Source organism: Nocardioides iriomotensis, from assembly GCF_004168035.1.
Taxonomy (GTDB): domain Bacteria; phylum Actinomycetota; class Actinomycetes; order Propionibacteriales; family Nocardioidaceae; genus Nocardioides_B; species Nocardioides_B iriomotensis.
Genome location: NZ_SDPU01000028.1, coordinates 166,029 through 187,983, shown reverse-complemented (window position 1 = coordinate 187,983; position 21,955 = coordinate 166,029). Strand labels below are relative to the sequence as shown.

Here is a 21,955-nt window from a genome sequence, read left to right as displayed (position 1 = left end):
GGCGGGCGCCGGCGGGCGAGGTACTAGGCTCGGTAGGGCCAGGCCAGGACGACCGAGGAGACGAACATGCCCATCGCCACTCCCGAGAAGTACGCGGAGATGCTCGACAAGGCGAAGCGCGACGCCTTCGCCTACCCGGCCATCAACGTCAGCTCCTCCCAGACGCTCAACGCCGCGCTCAAGGGCTTCGCCGACGCCGGCAGCGACGGCATCATCCAGGTGTCCACCGGCGGTGCGGACTACCTTTCCGGCCCGTCGGTGAAGAACATGGTCAGCGGCTCGGTCGCCTTCGCCGCGTACGCCGCCGAGGTCGCCAAGAACTACCCGGTGAACATCGCGCTGCACACCGACCACTGCCCCCAGGACAAGCTCGACGGGTTCGTCCGGCCGCTGATCGACATCTCGGCCGAGCGCGTGCAGCGGGGCGAGGCGCCGCTGTTCCAGTCGCACATGTGGGACGGCTCCGCCGTACCCCTCGACGAGAACCTCTCCATCGCCGGCGAGCTGCTCGAGAAGTGCATCGCCGCCAAGATCATCCTCGAGATCGAGGTCGGCGTCGTCGGCGGCGAGGAGGACGGCGTCGAGAACGCCATCAACGAGAAGCTCTACTCCACGCCCGAGGACGCCATCGCCACCGCCAAGGCGCTCGGCTACGGCGACCGCGGCTACTACATGACCGCGCTCACCTTCGGCAACGTGCACGGCGTCTACAAGCCCGGCAACGTCAAGCTCCGCCCCGACGTGCTGCGCGACGCACAGGCTGCCGTGGTCAAGGAGTTCGGCCTCGAGGACGGCAGCAAGCCGTTCCACCTGGTCTTCCACGGCGGCTCGGGCTCGACCGCCGAGGAGATCGGCGCGGCCGTCGACTACGGCGTGGTGAAGATGAACGTCGACACCGACACCCAGTACGCCTTCACCCGCCCGGTCGCCGGGCACATGTTCAGCAACTACGACGGCGTCCTGAAGGTCGACGGCGAGGTCGGCAACAAGAAGACCTACGACCCGCGCGCGTGGGGCAAGGCCGCCGAGGCCGGCATGGCCGCGCGCGTGGTGGAGGCGTGCGAGAACCTCCGCAGCACCGGCACAAGCCTCGGCTGACCCACGCATTCCGGGAGGAACGCGCGACACCCCGCTAGCCGAGAGGTCCGTTCGCGAGGAGGAGCGCAGCGGGGGAATCGCGAACTGACCTCTCGGCGACTTTGCCCCGTGCCGTGGAGGCACGGGGCACAGTGTCAGCCATGGGGTGCTTGAGGCCCAGTCGAAGGACTCAGCCCGGCAGCGAGGCCCACACCGTCACGTCGGTCGGGACCTTGTTGTCCACCAGGTCGGCCGACGCGACGAGCGCCACCGCGCCCTCGGGCAGCGCGACCGGCTCGTCACCGAAGTTGGTGACCACGAGCACCCTGCCGTCGTCCGGCGTGGTGCGCTGCAGCGCGAGGACGTCGTCGCCGAACCCCTCCACGACGGCGACGTCGCCGCGGCCGAGGAGCAGCTCCTTCCGCAGCCGCAGCAGCGTGCGGTACAGCTCGAGCGTCGAGCCGTCGACGCCCTCCTGCACGTCGGCGGCGTACCGGGCGAACGACGCCGGCTGCGGCAGCCAGCTCTCACCGGTGTCGTTGAAGCCGTACGCCGGGGCGTCGGCCTTCCACGGCAGCGGCACCCGGCAACCGTCCCGGCCCACGACCTCGCCGCCGTGGCGGAACCACGACGGGTCCTGACGGTAGGAGTCGTCGAGCGTGCCGTGCTCGGGCAGGCCGAGCTCCTCGCCCTGGTAGAGGTACGCCGAACCGGGCAGCGCGAGCATCAGCGCGGACGCCGCGCGGGCACGGTGCAGACCGAGCTCCTCGTCGGGCTGCTCGTCGCGCGGGCCGAGGCCCTTGTGGTTGTGCCTGCCCGGCTCCTCGGCCGCGCCGAGCCGGCTGGCGTGCCGCACCACGTCGTGGTTGCTGAGCACCCACGTGGTCGGGGCGCCGACCATCTCGTTGGCCTCGAGGGAGGTCTCGATCGCCTCGCGCACGTCGGTGGCCGCCCACCGCGAGCCGAGGTAGTGGAAGTTGAACGCCTGGTGCATCTCGTCGGGACGCAGGTAGCGCGCCAGCCGCGACGCGGGCTCGACCCAGGCCTCGGCGACCATCATCCGGCTGCCGTGGGGCTCGTAGGAGTCCAGCACCTGCCGCCAGGCCCGGTAGATCTCGTGCACGCCGTCCTGGTCCCACATCGGCGGGCGGTCGCCGTCCTCGTTGGCGCCGTCGAGCATCTCCTGCTCGTGGTCCCAGTCGGGCAGGCCCTCGGCCTTGACCATGCCGTGGGCGACGTCGACGCGGAAGCCGTCGATGCCCCGGTCGAGCCAGAACCGCAGGATCTCCTCGAACTCCGCGCGGACCTCGGCGTTGTGCCAGTTCAGGTCCGCCTGCTTCACGTCGAAGATGTGCAGGTACCACTGGCCGGGCGAGCCGTCGGCCTCGGTGACGCGGCTCCACGCCTGCCCACCGAAGACGCTGCGCCAGTCGTTGGGCGGGAGCTCGCCGTCGGCCCCGCGCCCGTCGCGGAACAGGAAGCGGTCGCGCTCGGGGGAGCCCGGGCCTGCGGCCAGGGCGGCCTGGAACCAGGCGTGCTCGTCGGAGGTGTGGTTGGGCACCAGGTCGGCGATGACCTTCAGGCCGAGGCGGTGCGCCTCGGCGATCATCGCCTCGGCGTCCGCCAGTGAGCCGAACAGCGGGTCGATGTCGCGGTAGTCGGCCACGTCGTAGCCGGCATCGGCCATGGGGGAGACGTAGTACGGCGACAGCCACAGGGCGTCCACGCCGAGGTCGCGCAGGTACGGCAGCTTGGCGGTGACACCGGGCAGATCGCCCATACCGTCACCATTGCCGTCGGCGAACGATCGGGGGTACACCTGGTACACGACCGCGTCGTGCCACCAGAGGGCATCGGCCTCGTCCCGCTCGTCGGCAGCGGAGCGGGTGAGCGGAGTCGTCGGGAGCGTGGCGGAAGAAGTCACCACTCCATGCTGAGGCATGCCCGACCGTTGCTGCAAGCGCAAAGAGTTGCGGTACGGCCGCGCGGGGTCGCCGCAGCCGGTCCGGTGCGGGTCAGAGCGGCAGCCCGGCCGTCGTGCCGCGCACGACGAGCTCGGGCCGGAACAGCATCTCCGAGGTGATCGCCGGGACGCCGCTGATCTGGTCGACCAGCGCCGCCGCGGCCGCCCGGCCGATCGCGCCCGCGGGCTGCCGGACGGTCGTGAGCGGGGGGTCCGTGTACTGGATCAGCGTGCTGTCGTCGCTGCCGACGATCGAGACGTCGCGCGGCACGGACAGGCCGCGGCGGCGGGCCGTGGTGATCGCGCCGATCGCCATCACGTCGGAGCCGCAGACGATGGCGGTGACGCCACGGTCGAGCAGCGTGTGCGCCGCCGTCGCGCCGCCCTCCATCGTGAACACCGTGCGCTCGACCAGCTCGTCGAGGTCGGCGTCGGTGAGGTCGGCGTCGACGTGCCGGCGCATGGCGGCTTTGAAGCCCTCGGTGCGGCGCACGACCGGCTGGTAGCGGGACTGTCCGGTGGCGAGGCCGATGCGCCGATGTCCCAGCTGGGCAAGGTGGCTGACGGCCAGCTCGGCGGACTCGATGTCGTCCGCGGAGATGCAGGTGGCGCCGATCACGGGGATGCAGCCGTTGACCAGCACGATGGGCAGGCCGCCGTCGACGTACGCCTGGTAGCGGTCGGGGTCGGTGTCGGCGATGGCGTGGATGCCGGAGACGAAGATGATCCCGGAGACGCCGCGGTCCATCAGCGTCGTGACGTAGTCGTCCTCGTGCACCCCTCCGAGGCTCTGCGTGCACAGGACGGGGGTGTAGCCGTGCCGGACGAGCGCGACCTCCACCGCCTGCGCCATGCGCGGGAAGATCGGGTTCTCGAGCTCCGGCACGATCAGGCCGATCAGGCCGGCCTCGCGCGACCGGAGGCGAGTCGGGCGTTCGTACCCGAGCACGTCGATCGCGGTGAGCACCGCACGGCGGGTCGACTCGGCGACGCCCGGCTTGTCGTTGAGCACCCGGGAGACCGAGGCCACGCTCACGCCGGCGCGCTCAGCGATGTGCGAGAGGCGGACGGTCATGGCGACAACTTACGCGGTTCCTGCAACGACATGACAACGTTTTGCTGCACTCGACTGCAACTCTTTGCAACAGATGAAAACGCTGTTAGTGTCGCCGATCACATCGGGGCGTTCCAGACCTTCAGGCCCCCTCGACCCCAAGGATCCACATGCGCAAGTTCGCACGGGCCCTGGCGCCGGCCATCGCCGCCACCTTCCTCCTCGCGGGGTGTGGCGGCGGGGGTGGCGGCAACGAGGCCACCAACACCACCCCGGAGGAGACCCCCTCCGAGACGGCGACGGCGGAGGAGACCGGGGCCCCGGCTCGTGCCGATGCCGACCTCGTGATCTGGACCGACGCTCTGAAGATCGACGCGGTCAAGGCGATCGCGGAGCCGTTCGGCGAGGCCAACGGCATCACGGTCGAGGTCCAGGCCGTCTCCTCGGACCTGCAGACCAACTTCGTCACCGCCAACGAGGCCAGCAACGGCCCCGACGTGGTCGTCGGTGCGCACGACTGGATCGGCAACCTGGTGCAGAACGGCTCCATCGAGCCGCTGCAGCTCAGCGCCGACGACCTGTCCGGCTACTCGCCCAAGGCCGTCCAGGCGACGACCTACGACGGCCAGCTGTACGGCGTCCCCTACGGCATCGAGTCGCTCGCCCTCTACCGCAACACCGAGGTCGCGCCGAACGAGCCGAAGACGATGGACGACGCGATCAAGGCGGGCGAGGCCGCGGTGAAGAAGGGCGACGTCGAGTCGGCCCTGAACCTCCCGGTCGGCGAGCTCGGCGACGCGTACCACATGGAGCCGCTGTACACCTCCATGGGCGGCTACCTGTTCGGCACCAGTGGTGACGGCGAGTACAACGCCGACGACCTCGGCGTGGGCAAGCCCGGCTCGGTCAAGGCCGCGCAGAAGATCGGCCAGCTCGGCGAGAAGGGCCAGAAGGTCCTGCGCCGCTCGATCAGCGGTGACAACTCGATCGCCCTGTTCACCGAGGGCAAGGCGGCCTTCCTGGTCTCCGGTCCGTGGGCGCTCGGCGACGTGCGCGACTCCGGCATCAAGTACGCCATCCAGCCCGTCCCGGGCTTCAAGGGCATGGGCCCGGCCGAGCCGTTCATGGGCGCGCAGGCGTTCATGGTCGCGTCCAACGCGAAGAACGCCGCCTTCGCGCAGGAGTTCGTCAACTCCGGCGTGAACAACGAGGAGGCCATGACGACGATGTACGAGAAGGCCAGCCTCCCGCCGGCCCTGCTCTCGCTGCAGGACAGCATCGCGGCCGACGACCCCGACACCGCGCTGTTCGCGGAGGCCGCCAACAAGGCCGCCCCGATGCCGGCCATCCCCGCGATGGCAGCGGTCTGGGAGCCGCTCGGCAAGGCCTACTCCGCCATCGTCGGTGGCGCCGACCCGGCGAAGACGATGAAGGACACCGGCAAGACCATCCAGGAAGCCATCAACGCCTCCTGATGACGGGGGAGGTCCCGGTCGGAGCCACGTCCGGCCGGGGCCTGCCCCCCGCCTGCTCGTCTGATCCTCTCCTCGTTCCACCTCTCGCGGCAGGAGCACTGCGTTGTCCGAGCCCACGACCGACACGCTGACCGAGGAGCCGACGCCGACGCGGCGACGGCGCACCGTGCACCAGAAGCAGGAGCGGCACGTCCTGCCGATCCTCGTGAAGGTGGTGTTGCTCGGCCTCGCGGTCGGCATCGCCGCCGCCCTCACGCCGACCTTGATCGGCCTCGAGAAGTGGACGATGCTCGTCGCGATCTGGGTGATCACGGGCGTGCTCGTCGCGACGTACGCCACCCAGCGCGCCCTCCCGGCGAAGTACCTCGTCCCCGGCGTCCTGCTGCTGGTCTGCTTCGTCGTCTACCCGATCATCCTCACCGCGCAGCTGTCGCTCACCAACTACGGCGACGGCACGCGCGGCACCAAGGACGAGGCGATCGCGCAGATCATCGGGTCGTCGGTGAAGCAGACGGCCGACGCGCCGCGCTACAACCTCTCGGTGGCGACCACCGGGTCGGTCACCGACGGACCCTTCGTCTTCCTGCTCGTCGACCAGGAGAGCGAGGAGGCGTACGTCGGTGACGCCGAGGGCCTCGAGCCGTTCCCCGAGGCCACGGTCACCGACGGCTTCGTCACCGAGGCCCCCGGCTACACGCTGCTCACCCCGGTCCAGGTCAACGACGCCCAGCAGGCGCTGGCCGACTTCGTCGTCCCGACCGACGGCGGCGCGATCCGCCAGCTCGGCATCCGCGAGGCCTTCGAGGGCGTCACGACGCTGCAGTACGACGAGGCCACCGACACCATCACCGACACCGAGACCGGCACGGAGTACACCCCGAAGCTCAAGGGCGACCGCGAGTACTTCGTCGACGCCCAGGGCGAGCGGGTCGCCGACCAGTCCTGGCAGGCCAACGTCGGCCTCGACAACTACAAGCGGATCTTCACCGATCCTCGGATCAGCAGCGACTTCCTGAGGATCTTCGCCTGGACACTGACGTTCGCGTTCCTGTCCGTGGCCACGACGTTCCTGCTCGGCCTCGGGCTCGCCGCGACGCTGAGCGACCCGCGGCTGCGCGGCCAGAAGTACTACCGAGCGGTCCTCGTCCTCCCGTACGCCATCCCCGGCTTCATCTCGCTGCTGCTGTGGTCGAGCTTCTTCAACCGGGACTTCGGCCTGATCAACACCACGCTGGGTCTCGACATCCAGTGGTTCGGCGACCCGACGATGGCCAAGATCGCGGTGCTGCTCACCAACCTCTGGATGGGCTTCCCCTACATGTTCCTGGTGTGCACGGGAGCGCTGACGTCGATCCCGGAGGACCTCAAGGAGGCCGCGGCGATCGACGGGGCGAGCGGCTTCGCGGGCTTCCGCAGGGTGACGTTCCCGCTCCTGCTCGTCGCGGTCGCGCCGCTGCTGGTGTCGTCGTTCGCCTTCAACTTCAACAACTTCAACGCGATCTACCTGCTGACCGAGGGTGGGCCGTTCACGCCCGAGAACCCCACCGCCGGCGGCACCGACATCCTGATCAGCTACATCCTCCGGCTCGCGTTCGGCGCCGGTGGTGCCCAGATCGGCTTCGCGTCCGCGGTGTCGGTGGTCCTGTTCATCCTGACCGGCGTCATCGCCGCCATCCAGTTCCGCGCCACCCGTGCCCTCGAGGATGTGAACTGACATGTCGCAGCCCGTGTCCGGCGGCACCCCCGCCACCTCGACCTTGCAGGCGCTCGACGAGCCCCACGAGGAGAAGCGCGCCACCGTCACCCCGCCCGGGGCGAAGCCGCCGCGCGAGCACAAGCTCACCGGCATGCGGTGGTTCCAGGAGATCGGCTGGCGTCACGTCGTCGGCATCGTCGCCGTCCTGTGGGCGATCTTCCCGATCCTCTACATCATCTCCGCCGCGCTGAACCCGCTCGGCACCGTCGTCTCGACGACGGTCATCCCGCGGGAGTTCTCCCTCCAGAACTTCACGGAGCTCTTCACGACGCCGTCGATCCAGTTCCCGCGGTGGGCGCTCAACACCCTCGTCGTCTGCACGGTCGTGACGTTCGTGCAGATCTTCTGCAGCGCCCTGGCGGCGTACGCCTTCTCGCGGTTCCGGTTCACCGGTCGCCGGATGGGCCTGCTCAGCCTGCTGCTGATCCAGATGTTCCCGCAGATCCTCGCGGCGGTCGCCCTGTACTTCCTGTTCACCGAGATCGGCGAGGCGGTGCCGGCGTTCGGGCTCAACACGCTGGCCGGCTACATCCTCGTGCTCCTCGGCGGCTCGCTCGGCCAGGTCTGGCTGATCAAGGGCTTCTTCGACTCGGTGCCGAGCTCGCTGGACGAGGCGGCCAAGATCGACGGCGCGAGCCACGTGCAGACCTACTTCCGGATCATCCTCCCGCTGGTGCGGCCGATCCTCGCGGTGAGCGGCCTGCTGGTGTTCGTCGCGACGATCGCGGAGTTCCTGCTCGCCAGCATCTTCCTCACGGCTGGGTCGAAGAAGACGCTGGCGGTCGGGCTCTACGGCCTCATCGACGCCGACCGCTCCAACAACCTCGGGGTGTTCGCCGCCGGGGCGCTGCTGACGGCGGTGCCGGTCGTGGTGCTGTTCATGTTCCTGCAGCGCTACATCGTCGGCGGCATCACCGCGGGAGGCGTCAAGGGGTGAGCCCGTCCCACCTCTTCGACCCGCACCACGACGGGTCGCCGCGCTACGTCCTCGACCAGGCTCCGAAGCTCGGCAGCACGGTCACCGTGCGCGTGTGGGTCCCCGACGACCCGCGCCCCGGCGCGACTCCTCCCGACGGGGTCTGGGTGCGCTCGGTGCGTGACGGTGAGCCGTTCATCGTCGCGGCCACCCCCACCCCGGCTGCCGGCGCTGTGGGGCTGGGCACCTGGTGGGAGGCCGGCCTGCTGGTCAGCAACCCGGTGACGTCGTACCGCTTCCTGCTGCGGTACGACGACACGTACCGCTGGCTCAACGGCGCCGGCGTGCACGACCGCGACGTGACCGACGCCGGCGACTTCCGGGTCTCGACCGAGCACCAGCTGCCCGACTGGGTCCCGGACCAGGTCGGCTACCAGGTCTTCCCCGACCGCTACGCCCACGGCGGCGAGCCGGTGGAACGGCCCGCGTGGGCGAACCCGGCCGACTGGGACGACCCGGTCGTGCACCGCGGCCCCGACGTGCCGTTCCAGTGGTTCGGCGGCACGCTCGACGGGGTGCGGGAGCGGCTGGGGCACCTCCGCGACCTCGGCGCGACGCTGCTCTACCTGACGCCGTTCTTCGCCGCCCGCTCCAACCACCGCTACGACGCCGCGTCGTTCGACGAGGTCGACCCGGTGCTCGGTGGCGACGAGGCGCTGCGCCGGCTGATCGACGCCGCGCACGAGGTGGGGCTGCGGGTCGTCGGCGACCTGACCACCAACCACACCGGCGAGACGCACCCGTGGTTCCTCGCCGCGCAGGCCGACCCGACCTCGGCCGAGCGCGGCTTCTACCGGATCCACGACGACGGCAGCTACGAGTCCTGGCTCGGCGTCCCGTCGCTGCCCAAGCTCGACCACGGCTCGGCGGAGATGCGCCGCCGGCTCTACGACGGCCCCGACTCGGTGGTGGCGCAGTGGCTGCGGCACGGGCTCGACGGCTGGCGCATCGACGTCGCCAACATGACCGGTCGGCTCGGCGCCGACGACCACGCCCACGACGTCGCTCAGGTCATCCGCCGCACGATGGCCGCCGAGCGGCCCGACGCCTGGCTGCTCGCCGAGCACGGCCACGACGCGTCGCTCGACCTCGCCGGCGCCGGCTGGCACGGGACGATGGACTACGCCGGCTTTACCCGGCCGGTCTGGTCGTGGCTCAACGGCGGCGCCCCCGGCTCCGCAGTGCCCCACGGTCTGCAGTTCCTCGGCCTGCCCGCGCCGATCCCGGTCCGACCGGGCGGCGCCGTGGTCGCCTCGCTCCGCGACGCGCACGCCGCTATGCCCTGGCAGTCGCGGGTCGCCTCCACCTCCCACCTCGACTCCCACGACACTCCCCGGTTCCGCACCGTCGCCGGCGGCGGCACGTCGGGCTGGGTCGACGCCGACGGCCTCGGCCGGGAGAAGCACCTGCTCGGCCTGGCACTGCAGATGACCCTGCCCGGCATTCCGGTCGTGTTCATGGGGGACGAGCTGGGACTCACCGGGCTCGACGGTGAGCACTCCCGGACCCCGATGCCGTGGGACCGGCGCGACGAGTGGGACCACCCGACGTACGACGGGTACCTCGCCTGGACCGCGCTGCGGCGCGCCCACCTCGCGCTGCGCCGCGGCGGCCTGCGCTGGGTGCACGTGCAGGACGACTCGCTCACCTTCCTGCGCGAGCACGACGACGAGACCCTGCTCGTGCACGTCGCCCGCGCCGACCACCCGAGCGTCGAGCTGCCGCTCGCGCACGTCGGCGGACTGGACCTGCTCGCCGGTGCCGCGGCCGACGTGTCCCGTGACAGGGTGCGGCTGCCGGCCGGCCCCGGGGCGCACCTCTACCGATGTCGGTAGCGGCGGCATGATGGGGCTCATGACGTTCCAGGACCTGATGGCCGGCCCGCCGCCGACCCACCTGCCGGAGGACCCGGCCGCCGCCATGCTCGCCGCCGCGACCGCCGAGCAGGTCGACCTCGCGGCCGTCGTCCGCACCCACCCCGAGTCCCCGCTGGCCTGGGCCACGCTGGCCGAGGCGGCGCTCGCCTCGTCCTCGGGCTCGGTCCGCGACGACGTGACCGCCTACGCCTACGCGCGGGTCGGCTACCACCGCAGCCTCGACCTGCTGCGCCGCAACGGCTGGAAGGGGCACGGCCCGGTGCCGTGGGAGCACGAGCCGAACCGCGGCTTCCTGCGCGCGCTGGCGGCGCTGGCGACCTCGGCCGGCCGGATCGGAGAGACGTCGGAGGCGGAGCGCTGCGCGACGTTCCTGCGGGACTCGAGCCCGACCGCCGCGGACGAGCTGCTCGGCTGAGCCGGACCCGACCCACCGGAGACATCGGAGAAAGGCGAAGCGCCGGAATCGTCCCCTGCTGCGATTCCGGCGCTTCGACGTGGTGGGGCCGACCCGGGTTTCCCAGAATCCCCCGATTGCGGAAGTTCCCGGTCGGCCTCAGCGAGTAGGTTGCCAGGATTTGCACACAGGAAGATGTCCTTTCCGTGCCAGTGGCACTAACATGCCACCGTGCCCGGACGTGACCTCCCCTCACCGCTCGCGGTGCTCGGGCTCACCGACCGGCAGGAGCGGCTCTACCGGGCGCTCCTCCGCGTCCCGGCGATGACGCCCGCCACCGCCGCCGAGCTCCTCGGCACTTCCGTCGGCAGCTCGGCGTTCGCCGACGCCGTCGACGACCTGATGACCCGCGGCCTGGTGCTGCGCGCGGTCGACGACCTCGTCGCGGCCCCGCCCGAGCGGGCGCTCGCCCGGCTCGTCAGCGACGAGCACCACCGCCTCCAGGCCCAGCGCGAGCAGCTCGCCGCGGTCCGGGGCCTGCTGCCCGCGCTCGAGGCCGAGCACCGGCTCACCCGGCACGCCCGCGGTGAGAACGTCCAGCTCCAGGCCATCCGCAGCCACGAGGTCGTGCCGACCCTGGAGGCCCTGTCCCTGGAGACCGCAGGTGAGCTGCGCTGGTTCCGGCCCGACCAGTGGAGGATCGCGGAGGGCCGGCTCGCCGACCGCTGGGTGGCCGAGCTCCTCCGGGAGGGACGCAGGTCCCGGGCCGTGTACCCCGCGCGCGTGCTCGAGGACGCGCCCGAGGTGCTGCGCCGCCGGGCGGACATGGGCGAGCACGTCCGTGTGCTGGGCACCGTGCCCGGACGGCTGGCGATCGTCGGGGACGTCGCGGCGCTGGTCCCCACCCGCTTCGACCTGGCCGACGACCGGGTGCTGGTCGTGCGGCAGAGCGCCCTGGTGCAGTCGTTGACCCTGCTGTTCGAGTCGCTCTGGGAGCGGGCCCTGGTGGTGCCCGGCCTCACCGACGACCTGGTCGGGCCCGCCGAGAGCGCCCGCCGGCTGCTGCTCGACCAGCTGGCCCGCGGCGCCAAGGACGAGCAGATCGCCCGCACACTCGGGCTCAGCCTGCGCACGGTGCGCCGGCGCGTGGCGGACCTGATGGACGAGCTCGACGCGTCGTCGCGGTTCGAGGCGGGCGTCGAGGCGGTCCGCCGCGGCTGGATCTAGCCGGACCGGTCGGTCGGCGGCAGCGGCATCCGGAACGCCGCCGGCTCGATGCGCCAGGTCCGGTTGCGCTCGGGGCCGGAGATCTCCCCGTCGGCGCTGCACCAGAAGGACTGGCCGGAGACGGTGACGCGCGAGCCGCGCACGTAGAGCACGTCCTGCCGCTCGGGGTGGCGGCCGACACGCAGCTGGAACGCGTAGCCGAACCGCGACACCGGACCGACCGCGAACGACACCATCACGTCGAGCTTGCCGTCGCCGGTGTCGGCGTGCGGGGTGAGGTCGGTGCCGCCGCCCACGGTGCTGCCGTTGCCGATCGCCACCTGGGCGACGTGCCGGTCGAAGTCCGCGACGACCTCGCCGTCCACCTCGACACGGAACCGGTAGAACGGCGGGTTGAACGCGGCCTTGGCCGCGCCCATCCAGTAGCCGGCGCGGCCCAGCCGCTTCTTCCACTTCTCGGCCTTGCGGGACGCCTCGGCGCCGACGCCGACGTGCACGTTGTTGACCACCACCTCGCCGACGCAGTCGACGATCAGGTCCACCGGGCGTACCTCGCCCTTCACGATGAGCTCGGCGGCCTCGCCGGGCTCGAGGGGGATGTCGTTGCCGCGGGCGAAGTCGTTGCCCGTGCCCAGCGGCAGCAGGCCCACGACCGTGTCGGCGAGCTCGTGCCGCCGGTGCAGCGCCGCGATCACCGCGTGGAGGCTGCCGTCGCCGCCGGCCACCACGACGGTCCGGCCGCCCCGTCGGTGCAGGACGCCGTCGAGCTCGCCCGGCCCCGAGGTCTTGGCCACCTCGACGTCGGTGCTCCGGCGCAGCACCTCGAGGGCCTCCTCGAGACGCTCGGCGTCGGTGCTCCCCGCGTCGGCGTTGGCGATCAGCAGCACTGGCTCCACGAAGGTGGACAGTACCCCGCAGGTGCACCGACCAGACGGCGAGATCGGCCGCCCGGTCGCGGTCCGTGCGGCTGCTAGAGTCGCGTCGCAAGAGCCCCGGTGCTGGTTGCACGCGGGGCGCTTTCTTTTCAGCGGTGAGAGAGGTGCCACCGATGCCCGCGATCGTGGTGCTCGGCGCCCAGTGGGGCGACGAAGGCAAGGGCAAGGCGACGGACCAGCTCGGCTCGTCCATCGATTATTGCGTCAGGACCTCCGGGGGAAACAACGCCGGACACACCATCGTCGTCGACGGCGAGAAGTTCGACACCCACCTGCTCCCGTCGACGATCCTGAGCCCCGACGTGGTGCCGGTGATCGCCAACGGCGTGGTGGTCGACCTGGGCGCCCTGTTCGGCGAGATCGACGGCTTCCGCGCCCGCGGCGTCGCGGTCGACAACCTGGTCGTCTCGGCCAACGCGCACGTGATCACGAGCTACCACACGACGCTCGACAAGGTCACCGAGCGCTTTCTGGGCAAGAACCTCATCGGCACCACCGGGCGCGGCATCGGCCCGACGTACGCCGACAAGATCAGCCGCACCGGCATCCGGGTCGCCGACCTGTTCGACGAGAGCATCCTGCGGCAGAAGGTCGAGGGCGCGCTCGACCTGAAGAACCAGGTCCTCGCGAAGGTCTACAACCGCCGGGCGATCAACGTCGACGAGGTCGTCGAGGAGCTGCTGTCGTTCGTCGACCGGCTGCGCCCGCTCGTCGCCGACACCAGCCTGCTGCTCAACCGCGTGCTCGACGACGACAAGACCGTGCTGTTCGAGGGCGCCCAGGCGACGATGCTCGACGTCGACCACGGCACCTACCCGTTCGTGACCTCGTCCAGCCCGGTCAGCGGCGGGGTCTGCACCGGCGCCGGCGTCGGCCCCACCCGGATCAACCGGGTCATCGGGGTCATCAAGGCCTACACCACCCGCGTCGGGTCCGGCCCGTTCCCGACCGAGCTGCACGACGACGACGGCGAGCGGCTGCGCACGATCGGCGGCGAGTTCGGCGTCACGACCGGCCGGCCGCGCCGCTGCGGCTGGTACGACGCCGTCATCGCGCGCTACGCGGCCCGGGTCAACGGCCTCACCGAGTTCTGCCTCACCAAGCTCGACGTGCTCGGCGACTGGGAGCGGATCCCGGTCTGCGTCGGCTACGAGGTCGACGGCACCGTCCACGACGAGATGCCGATGACCCAGTCGGAGTTCCACCACGCCACGCCCGTCTACGAGTTCTTCGACGGCTGGAAGTCCGACATCTCCGGCGCCCGGTCGTTCGAGGACCTGCCGAAGAACGCCCAGATCTACGTCCGTGCCCTCGAGGAGCTCTCCGGTGCGCCGTTCTGGGCGGTCGGCGTCGGCCCCTCCCGCGAGCAGACCGTCGTCCTGAGGTGAGCATGAAGGTCCTCGTCATCGGCACCGGCGGCCGCGAGCACGCCCTCGCGCTGGCGCTCGCGCGCGACCCCGAGGTCACCGAGGTGCACGCCGCGCCCGGCAACCCCGGCATGGCCGCCGTCGCCGCCCTGCACCCCGTCGACGCCCTCGACGGCACCGCGGTCGCGAAGCTGGCCACCGAGCTGGCCGTCGACCTCGTCGTCGTCGGCCCCGAGGCCCCTCTGGTCGCCGGCGTCGCCGACGCCGTGCGCGACGCCGGGATCTCGGTGTTCGGCCCGTCCGGCGCAGCGGCGGTGCTGGAGGGCTCCAAGGCCTTCGCCAAGGACGTGATGGCGGCGGCCGAGGTGCCCACCGCGCTGGCGCACGTGTGCACCACCCCCGACGAGGTGGCCGCGGCGCTCGACGCGTTCGGCGCGCCGTACGTCGTGAAGGACGACGGCCTCGCGGCGGGCAAGGGCGTCGTCGTGACCGACGACCGCGACGAGGCGCTGGCCCACGCCGCCGGCTGCGAGCGGGTCGTGGTCGAGGAGTACCTCGACGGGCCCGAGGTGTCGCTGTTCGCGATCACCGACGGCACCACGGTGCTGCCGATGCAGCCGGCCCAGGACTTCAAGCGGGTCGGCGACGGCGGCGCCGGCCCCAACACCGGCGGCATGGGCGCCTACACGCCGCTGCCGTGGGCCCCCGAGGGTCTCGTCGAGGAGGTCACCGAGCGGGTGCTCCGGCCCACCGTCGAGGAGATGAGCCGCCGCGGCGTGCCGTTCAGCGGGCTGCTCTACGCCGGCCTCGCGCTGACCAAGCGCGGCGTCCGGGTGGTGGAGTTCAACGCCCGCTTCGGCGACCCCGAGACCCAGCCGCTGCTCGCGCTGCTCGAGTCGCCGCTCGGGGTCGTGCTCAAGGCCGCCGCCGACGGGCGCCTCGACGAGGTCGGCCCGCTGAAGTGGCGCGACGGGGCCGCCGTCGCTGTCGTCGTGGCCAGCAAGGACTACCCGGCGTCCCCGCGCACCGGCGACCCGATCGACGGCCTCGACGAGGTCGACGCCCTCGACGACGTCCACGTCATCCACGCCGGCACCGCCGAGCGCGACGGCACCCTCGTCACTGCCGGCGGCCGGGTCCTCGCCGTCACCTCCGTCGGCCGCGACGTCGCCGACGCCCGGGCCAAGGCCTACGCCGGCGTCGAGCTGGTCCGCATCGACGGCGCCCACCACCGCTCCGACATCGCCGCAGGAATCTGAGCCGACACATGACCGTCCCGAACGTCCTCGCCACCCGTTACGCCGGCGCCGACCTGGCCGCGATCTGGTCGCCCGAGCACAAGATCGTGCTCGAGCGGCAGCTCTGGATCGCGGTGCTGAAGGCCCAGCGCGACCTCGGCATCGCCGTGCCCGACGGCGTCGTCGAGGCCTACGAGGCCGTCGTCGACAAGGTCGACCTCGACTCGATCGCCGCGCGCGAGCGGGTGACCCGCCACGACGTGAAGGCGCGCATCGAGGAGTTCTGCGCGCTCGCCGGGCACGAGCACATCCACAAGGGGATGACCTCCCGCGACCTCACCGAGAACGTCGAGCAGCTGCAGGTCCGCTCCTCCCTGCTGCTCGTGCGCGACCGGGTCGTCGCCACGCTGGCCCGGCTGGCCCGGCTCGCCGCGGAGCACCAGACGCTGGTCATGGCCGGCCGCTCCCACAACGTCGCCGCCCAGGCGACCACGCTCGGCAAGCGGTTCGCCACGATCGCCGACGAGATGCTCGTCGCCCTCGACCGGCTCGAGGACCTGCTCGCGCGCTACCCGCTGCGCGGCATCAAGGGCCCCGTCGGCACCGCGCAGGACATGCTCGACCTGCTCGACGGCGACGCCGCCAAGCTCGAGGACCTCGAGCAGCGCGTCGCCGCCCACCTCGGCTTCGACCACGTGCTGACCAGCGTCGGCCAGGTCTACCCGCGGAGCCTCGACTTCGACGTGCTCTCCGCGCTGGTCCAGGTCGTCGCCGGCCCGTCCAACCTGGCCACCACGATCCGGCTGATGGCCGGCATCGAGCTGGTCACCGAGGGCTTCAAGGAGGGCCAGGTCGGCTCCTCGGCGATGCCGCACAAGATGAACACCCGTTCCTGCGAGCGCGTCAACGGCCTGGCCGTCGTGCTCCGCGGCTACCTGTCGATGGTCGGCGAGCTCGCCGGCGACCAGTGGAACGAAGGCGACGTCTCCTGCTCCGTCGTACGACGGGTGGCGCTGCCCGACGCGTTCTTCGCCGCCGACGGGCTGTTCCAGACCTTCCTCACGGTGCTCGACGAGTTCGGGGCGTTCCCGGCCGTCGTGCAGCGCGAGCTCGACCGCTACCTGCCGTTCCTCGCCACCACCAAGGTGCTGATGGCGGCCGTCCGCAACGGCGTCGGCCGCGAGACCGCCCACGAGGCGATCAAGGAGGCGGCCGTCGGGGTCGCGCTGGCGATGCGGCAGGGCCAGGCCGACAACGACGTGTTCGCGCGGCTCGCCGCCGACGAGCGGCTCGGGCTCACCGGGCAGCAGCTCGCGTCGCTGGTCGCCGACCCGATCACCTTCACCGGTGCCGCCGTCGCCCAGGTCGACACCGTCGTACGGCGGGTCGAGGAGGTCGCCGCGCGCCACCCCGACGCGGCGGCGTACGCCCCCGGCGCCATCCTCTGACCATGAGCCTCGTCGACGTCCGGCCCAGCGTCCGGATCGCCCGCCGTCCCGCCGAGGTCGCGGCGTACATGTTCGACCCCGCCCACGACCTCGCCTGGACCGGCGGCATCACCAGCAGCCGGCCGGACCAGCCGGGGCCGCTGCGCGAGGGGCACACCGTGGTGCGGACGGCGCGGTTCCTCGGCCGGGAGTTCGACTACGGCTACGTCGTCACCGCGCACGAGCCGGACCGGCTCGTGGAGCTGAAGGTCGACAAGCCGTTCCCGATGCTCGTCCGCTACGAGCTGGCGCCCGCCGACGGCGGCACCGCCACCGACGTCGGTATCCGGGCCACCGGTGACCCGGGGCGGTTCTTCGGGCTCTTCCGGCCGCTGATGGCGGCCCAGGTGCGCCGCAGCATCGGCGCCGACCTCGCCCGGCTCAAAGCCGTCCTCGAGGCGTGAACGTCGACTGGTCGGCGTGGAGCCAGGAGCTCCAGGACCGGATCACCGCCGACCCGCGCACCGCGCACACCGCCGACCTCGTCGTCGTGCAGTCGGGTCAGCTGGTGCACGACGCCCGGCTGCTGCCCGGCGAGCTGCGGGACTGCTTCTCGGTCACCAAGACGGTGCTGGGCGTCCTGACCGGCATCGCGATCGACGAGGGCCGGCTGACGCTCGACGACCCGGTCGACGGGGACGGCCCCGACGCCGCGACCGTGCGGCACGTGCTGACGATGACGCGCGGCGTGGCCGCTGCGCCGGAGGACATCGACGACGTGATGTCGATGCTGCACGGCTGGGGCGACGCGTTGCGCGACGTGAAGCGCACGTGGGCGCCCGGCACCCGGTTCCGCTACGACAACGGCGCCGCCCACCTGCTCGCGATCCGGCTGACCGAGGCTTTCGGCGACGACCTGCTCAGGGTTGCGCGGCGGCACCTGTTCGACCTGCTCGGGATCGGCGAGGTGCGCTGGCGCTGCGACCCGGAGGGGTACCGCGTCGGCACCGGCCACCTGGAGATCGCCGCGACCGACCTGGCCCGGCTCGGGCGGCTCGTGCACGAGGGCGGGCACGGGCTCGTCGACCCCACCTGGGTCACCGACATGACGACCGCGTGGACCAAGGGCGGTGCGCCCGAGGGCTGTGGCTACGGGTACCTCACCTGGGTCACCCGCGACGGCTGGTTCATGGGCGGCTGGGCCGGCCAGCACGTCTCGGCCTTTCCCGATCTCGACCTGATCGTGGTGACCACCGGCGACCCGGCCCGGCTGCACCCGGAGTGGAAGCCGGCCCGCGGCCATGTCGTGGCCGGGGTACGCGACCTGACCGGGTGAGGCTTGCCGTGACCCCGCTGTGAGGCGTGAGTCACATTTGGGTCATTCGACCACGCGCATGTCCCGTCCGGTGAAAAGTTTGGCGCAGCTTGTCCCGGCCAGTAGGCCGCGACGGGTCGGCTATCGGGGGTCTCTGCTGCGTCGCGTCCTCGAGCGCCTTGGTGATGAGGACGCAGACACATCGAGCAGAGGAACCAACTTTTCATGATGTCACGCAGGAGGCAGCGCGTCGGCGCTCTCGCCGCCGGCTCCGTCGTCGTGTGCGCCCTCGGCGCACCGGTCGCCTTCGCGGCGCCCGCGACCACGTCCGAGATCACGGGCAACGGTGCCTGGGTCGCGCAGGCCTACGAGAACACCGCCACCGGGATCTACCTGACCCCGCAGCAGTCCGACGTCGAGGGCCCCGCGCGCGCCCCGTTCGGCTCGGGCAGCCACCGGATGGTCATCGGTGAGTCGACCGTCCAGACCGAGCTCTACCGCACGCCGAAGTACGACGGCACCCCGCTCGCCGACATCACCCGGCTCGAGTACTCCACCTTCGCGCGCCGCACCAACGGCGCGGGTGCTCTCCGCCAGCCGACGTTCCTCCGCCTGAATGTCGACAAGGACGGCGACGGCGACCAGGACGAGCAGCTGTTCTTCTTCCCGGCCAACAACACCGACCAGCAGGCCGTCGCCAACGGCGTCTGGCAGCACTGGGTCGTGACCGGCAGCGGGCTGCTCAACGTCGGTGGTGACGCGGGCGCCGGCTCAGCCACCACCCTCGCGGCATACAAGACGGCGAACCCGGCCGCGGAGCTGATCAACAACGACGACCCGGCCGACGGCACCGCGACCACCGCCGACGGCGGCTCCATCGCGCTGATCACCGGCGGCGGCAACGGCGGCGGCACCGACTCCCAGGCGAACGGCGAGTACTTCGTCGACCGCGTCGTCGTCGGTCTCGACGGCGTCGACACCCTGTTCGACCTCGGCCCCGCTGCCGCCGTGCAGACCGTGGCCACCAGCGGCGCGACCGTGACCCCGAGCAACCTGCAGGGCTGGTACCACGAGGCCTACGACGCCGTGGACTACCTGGACTCGAACCAGGCGTTCGTGGACGGCCCCGGCGCCACCCCGGCCGGAGGCGGTGCCCTCCGGTTTGCGCTGAGCACGACGACCAACCCGGACCGCGTGGAGCTCTTCCGCACCACCCAGTTCGACGGCACCCTGGTCCGCGACCTGCGCACGCTCAAGTTCAGCACCTTCCAGCGTGCGACCGGCGCGAACACCACCCCGCAGCAGCCGGTGTACCTCCGCCTGAGCGTCGACACCAACGGTGACGGCGGTATGGACGACACCCTGTTCTACGCCCCGGCCAACAACGGCACCGTCGCGCAGAGCACCTGGCAGAGCTGGGACGCCGCCTCCGGCGTCTGGGGCGTCAACGGTGACCAGGGCAACGGCTCGGTCACCCTGGCCGAGTACGTCGTCGCGCACCCGGACGCGGTGATCGTCAAGAACGCCTACCAGGACCGTCCCGGCGGCGGCGTGGCGTTCCTCGTGGGCGCCTCCGGCGCGAGCCAGATGAACGGCGAGTACTTCCTCGACGACGTCACCATCGGCAGCGTCGACGCGGCGACCGGGCGCACCAGCTCCGCAAAGCGCTTCGACCTGGACTCGGTCGCCCCGGCCGTCTCCGTCGGCGACGCCCGCGTGCTCGAGGGCAACAGCGGCACCGTGCTCAACTTCCCCGTGGCCCTGAGCCGCGCCGTGCCGCGTGCGGTCGCTGTCGACTTCGCGACCGTCGCGGGCACCGCCACGGCCGGCCAGGACTTCACGGCCGCGTCGGGCATCCTCACGATCCCCGCCGGTGCGAACAGCGGTTCCATCACCGTCAAGGTCGCCTCGGACAAGGTCCGCGAGCCGCACGAGGCGCTGTCGGTGAAGCTGACCGCGCGCGACTACGGCACGCTGGGCAAGGCCGTCGGTGCCGGGTCGATCCTCAACGACGACACCAAGGTCGCGCTCGAGCTGGGCAAGGCCGCCAAGCACCGCGTCGAGGCCTCCGTCAAGACGAAGGCGCCGGTTGCCAAGGCCACGGTGAAGCTCTTCCGCGTCGTCAAGGGCAAGAACGTGCGCGTCCTCAAGGACGAGCTGAGCAAGAAGGGCCGGCTCTCGACGGTGCTCGACGAGCAGTTCGAGAAGGGCACGAAGGTCAAGCTCTTCGCGAAGGTCCGCACACCGCACGGGGTGTACGTCTCGGAGACGGTGCGTCACACCGTCCGCTGACGTAGGTCATCACGAAGACAAGGGGAGGGACCCGCCCGGGTCCCTCCCCTTGTCGCTTCCCCCAGCCGGATCAGGGAACGAGCGTCGGGTCCTGCGCCAGCGTCAGTGCGGCGTGCGCAACGGCGTCGCTCATGATGTCGATCGACGTGCGGTTGACGTTGGAGATGTCGTCGCGCTCGGTGTGGTAGTTCGGGTCGTACGCCACGCCCGCCGTACCGCCGAACTTCGTGACCTGCTCGGCGGTCTTGATGCCGTCACCACCGCTGAACACGCCGCCGAACGCGATCCCGTTGTCGGCGAACGCCTTGTAGTCCGACCGGCCGCTCACGACCGCGTCCGACCAGGGCTGGCCGATGCCGTCGAAGTAGTCGGTGAAGAACTTCTCGGTCTCGACCGATCCGGGCGAGATCTTGGCGTCGGCCGGGTTGGCCTTGCCCGAGTTGTTGGCGTCGTACACGCCGATCTGGAAGTTCGGCGAGCCGAGCATGTCGAAGTTGAGGTAGGTGCGGATCGCGTCCTTCTGGGCCTGCGTGAGCCCGGCGACGTAGTGCGTCGAGCCGACCAGGCCGGTCTCCTCGGCGCCCCACCAGGCGAAGCGGACCTTTCCCTTCAGGGCGTACTTCGGGCTGTTGATCGCCTGGGCGACCGCGAGGATCGTCGACGAGCCCGAGGCGTTGTCGTTGATCCCCGCGCCGCCGACGACGGAGTCGAGGTGGCTGCCGAGCATGACCACGTCGTCGCTGCTGCCGCGCTTGGTCTCGGCGATCACGTTGAACGTCTCGCGCTGCTCGACCAGCGTGCGCAGGTCCACGGTCAGGTTGACCGGTCCGTTCGCCATCTCCGCGACGAGCGCCTGACCGTCGGCCTGGGTGATGCCGGTGGTCGGCGCCACGCCCTGCGGGTTGTCGCCGAGCGTGCCGTTGAGCTCCCCGATGGCGTTGTTGTAGATGATCACGGCGGCGGCGCCGGCGGTCTTGGCCTGCTGGCTCTTCACCGCGAACGCGCAGGTGCCGCGCTGCACGATCGCGATCTTCCCGGCGGCGGCGACCCCCGCCCAGTCGTCGGCCGTGCAGCCGAGGTTGGCCGGCCGCACCAGGTCGGCGGTGACGCCACCCTCCGGGGTGCTGGGGCTGGCGGTCATGACGTGGTTGTCGAAGTCGCGCGCCGTCGGCGAGTTCTCGCGCACCGTCTCCCCGAGGATCTCGGTGTAGGTGAACGGGAAGTACTGCCGCTCGGTGGTGTAGCCGGCGTCGCGCAGCTGCCGCTCGACGTACCGGGCGCTGGCCTCGTAGCCCGGCGTGCCGGACGCCCGGGTGCCGCCGTTCTGGTCGGCGATGCGCTGGAACGCGCGCAGGTGGTCGAAGACCTTGGTCGGCGACACCTCGCGCCGGATCTTCTCCGAGTCCATCGGCTCGGCGCTGGCGGTGGTCGCGCCGACCGTGATGCCGGCGGTGGCGACTGCGGTGATCGCGGCGGTGAAGGTGGCCGCGCGCGTGCGTGAGAGTTTCACCCAGAGGCTCCTCAAGCCTGGTGGGAGTGGACGCGGTTCGTCCGTCCCGAGATGCGCCCGACCCAACCAAAC

The 21,955-nt window shown here is 71.4% G+C and carries 16 protein-coding genes and 1 pseudogene; 13 read left to right on the top strand and 4 right to left on the bottom strand.

What is annotated here, in order from left to right; all coding sequences use genetic code 11:
• Positions 1-63: 63 nt before the first annotated feature.
• Positions 64-1,098, top strand: a pseudogene (gene fbaA, locus ETU37_RS16040) (class II fructose-bisphosphate aldolase); the annotation flags it as partial.
• Positions 1,099-1,267: 169 nt separating this feature from the next.
• On the opposite strand, the gene ETU37_RS16035 reads toward fbaA, so the two are convergent.
• Positions 1,268-2,905 (bottom strand): glycoside hydrolase family 13 protein, encoded by a 1,638-nt coding sequence (locus ETU37_RS16035; RefSeq protein ID WP_240755785.1) that lies wholly within the window; start codon positions 2,903-2,905, stop codon positions 1,268-1,270.
• A 187-nt stretch (positions 2,906-3,092) separates the two neighbouring features.
• Positions 3,093-4,115, bottom strand: a complete 1,023-nt coding sequence (locus ETU37_RS16030; RefSeq protein ID WP_129988348.1) for a LacI family DNA-binding transcriptional regulator — start codon at positions 4,113-4,115, stop codon at positions 3,093-3,095.
• Between the two features lie 149 nt (positions 4,116-4,264).
• On the opposite strand from ETU37_RS16030, the gene ETU37_RS16025 reads away from it, so the two are divergent.
• From ETU37_RS16025 to ETU37_RS16000, 6 genes are all read left to right on the top strand, one after another.
• A complete protein-coding gene (locus ETU37_RS16025; protein WP_129988347.1) occupies positions 4,265-5,569 on the top strand; it encodes a sugar ABC transporter substrate-binding protein in 1,305 nt (434 codons plus the stop codon).
• Positions 5,570-5,672: 103 nt separating this feature from the next.
• Positions 5,673-7,283: an ABC transporter permease subunit gene (locus ETU37_RS16020; protein WP_206053975.1), complete on the top strand. Its 1,611-nt coding sequence runs from the start codon at positions 5,673-5,675 to the stop codon at positions 7,281-7,283.
• Position 7,284: 1 nt separating this feature from the next.
• Entirely contained in the window at positions 7,285-8,262 is a 978-nt protein-coding gene (locus tag ETU37_RS16015; protein WP_206053974.1) for a sugar ABC transporter permease, read from the top strand.
• Entirely contained in the window at positions 8,259-10,136 is a 1,878-nt protein-coding gene (locus ETU37_RS16010; protein ID WP_129988346.1) for a glycoside hydrolase family 13 protein, read from the top strand. The genes ETU37_RS16015 and ETU37_RS16010 overlap by 4 nt, the downstream gene beginning before the upstream one ends.
• 19 nt (positions 10,137-10,155) lie before the next feature.
• Positions 10,156-10,593 (top strand): DUF3151 domain-containing protein, encoded by a 438-nt coding sequence (locus ETU37_RS16005; RefSeq protein WP_129988345.1) that lies wholly within the window; start codon positions 10,156-10,158, stop codon positions 10,591-10,593.
• A gap of 210 nt (positions 10,594-10,803) precedes the next feature.
• Positions 10,804-11,799, top strand: coding sequence for a LuxR C-terminal-related transcriptional regulator (locus tag ETU37_RS16000; protein WP_129988344.1), 996 nt, complete (start codon positions 10,804-10,806; stop codon positions 11,797-11,799).
• Here ETU37_RS16000 and ETU37_RS15995 read toward each other — a convergent pair.
• Positions 11,796-12,695, bottom strand: a complete 900-nt coding sequence (locus tag ETU37_RS15995; RefSeq protein ID WP_240755772.1) for a diacylglycerol/lipid kinase family protein — start codon at positions 12,693-12,695, stop codon at positions 11,796-11,798. The genes ETU37_RS16000 and ETU37_RS15995 overlap by 4 nt on opposite strands.
• A gap of 152 nt (positions 12,696-12,847) precedes the next feature.
• Here ETU37_RS15995 and ETU37_RS15990 point away from each other — a divergent pair, with 152 nt between their 5' ends.
• From ETU37_RS15990 to ETU37_RS15965, 6 genes are all read left to right on the top strand, one after another.
• Positions 12,848-14,122, top strand: a complete 1,275-nt coding sequence (locus tag ETU37_RS15990) for an adenylosuccinate synthase (protein WP_129988343.1) — start codon at positions 12,848-12,850, stop codon at positions 14,120-14,122.
• A 2-nt stretch (positions 14,123-14,124) separates the two neighbouring features.
• Positions 14,125-15,360 (top strand): phosphoribosylamine--glycine ligase, encoded by a 1,236-nt coding sequence (gene purD, locus ETU37_RS15985; protein ID WP_129988448.1) that lies wholly within the window; start codon positions 14,125-14,127, stop codon positions 15,358-15,360.
• 8 nt (positions 15,361-15,368) lie between these two features.
• A complete protein-coding gene (gene purB / locus ETU37_RS15980; protein WP_129988342.1) occupies positions 15,369-16,787 on the top strand; it encodes an adenylosuccinate lyase in 1,419 nt (472 codons plus the stop codon).
• Positions 16,788-16,789: 2 nt separating this feature from the next.
• Positions 16,790-17,230, top strand: coding sequence for an SRPBCC family protein (locus ETU37_RS15975; RefSeq protein ID WP_129988341.1), 441 nt, complete (start codon positions 16,790-16,792; stop codon positions 17,228-17,230).
• Complete coding sequence (locus ETU37_RS15970) at positions 17,227-18,102, top strand: serine hydrolase domain-containing protein (RefSeq protein WP_129988340.1); 876 nt, start codon at positions 17,227-17,229, stop codon at positions 18,100-18,102. The genes ETU37_RS15975 and ETU37_RS15970 overlap by 4 nt, the downstream gene beginning before the upstream one ends.
• Before the next feature lie 207 nt (positions 18,103-18,309).
• Positions 18,310-20,373 (top strand): Calx-beta domain-containing protein, encoded by a 2,064-nt coding sequence (locus tag ETU37_RS15965; protein WP_129988339.1) that lies wholly within the window; start codon positions 18,310-18,312, stop codon positions 20,371-20,373.
• Positions 20,374-20,443: 70 nt separating this feature from the next.
• On the opposite strand, the gene ETU37_RS15960 is transcribed toward ETU37_RS15965, so the two are convergent.
• On the bottom strand, positions 20,444-21,883 hold the full coding sequence (locus tag ETU37_RS15960) for a M20/M25/M40 family metallo-hydrolase (protein WP_129988338.1): 1,440 nt from the start codon (positions 21,881-21,883) through the stop codon (positions 20,444-20,446).
• Positions 21,884-21,955: the final 72 nt, after the last annotated feature.

Coding starts and splice junctions, on each gene's coding strand:
- purB (WP_129988342.1), top strand. CDS start 15,369: ATGACCGTCCCGAACGTCCTCGCCACCCGTTACGCCGGCGCCGACCTG.
- purD (WP_129988448.1), top strand. CDS start 14,125: ATGAAGGTCCTCGTCATCGGCACCGGCGGCCGCGAGCACGCCCTCGCG.
- ETU37_RS16005 (WP_129988345.1), top strand. CDS start 10,156: ATGACGTTCCAGGACCTGATGGCCGGCCCGCCGCCGACCCACCTGCCG.
- ETU37_RS15975 (WP_129988341.1), top strand. CDS start 16,790: ATGAGCCTCGTCGACGTCCGGCCCAGCGTCCGGATCGCCCGCCGTCCC.
- ETU37_RS15990 (WP_129988343.1), top strand. CDS start 12,848: ATGCCCGCGATCGTGGTGCTCGGCGCCCAGTGGGGCGACGAAGGCAAG.
- ETU37_RS16025 (WP_129988347.1), top strand. CDS start 4,265: ATGCGCAAGTTCGCACGGGCCCTGGCGCCGGCCATCGCCGCCACCTTC.
- ETU37_RS16015 (WP_206053974.1), top strand. CDS start 7,285: ATGTCGCAGCCCGTGTCCGGCGGCACCCCCGCCACCTCGACCTTGCAG.
- ETU37_RS15965 (WP_129988339.1), top strand. CDS start 18,310: ATGTCACGCAGGAGGCAGCGCGTCGGCGCTCTCGCCGCCGGCTCCGTC.
- ETU37_RS16030 (WP_129988348.1), bottom strand. CDS start 4,115: ATGACCGTCCGCCTCTCGCACATCGCTGAGCGCGCCGGCGTGAGCGTG.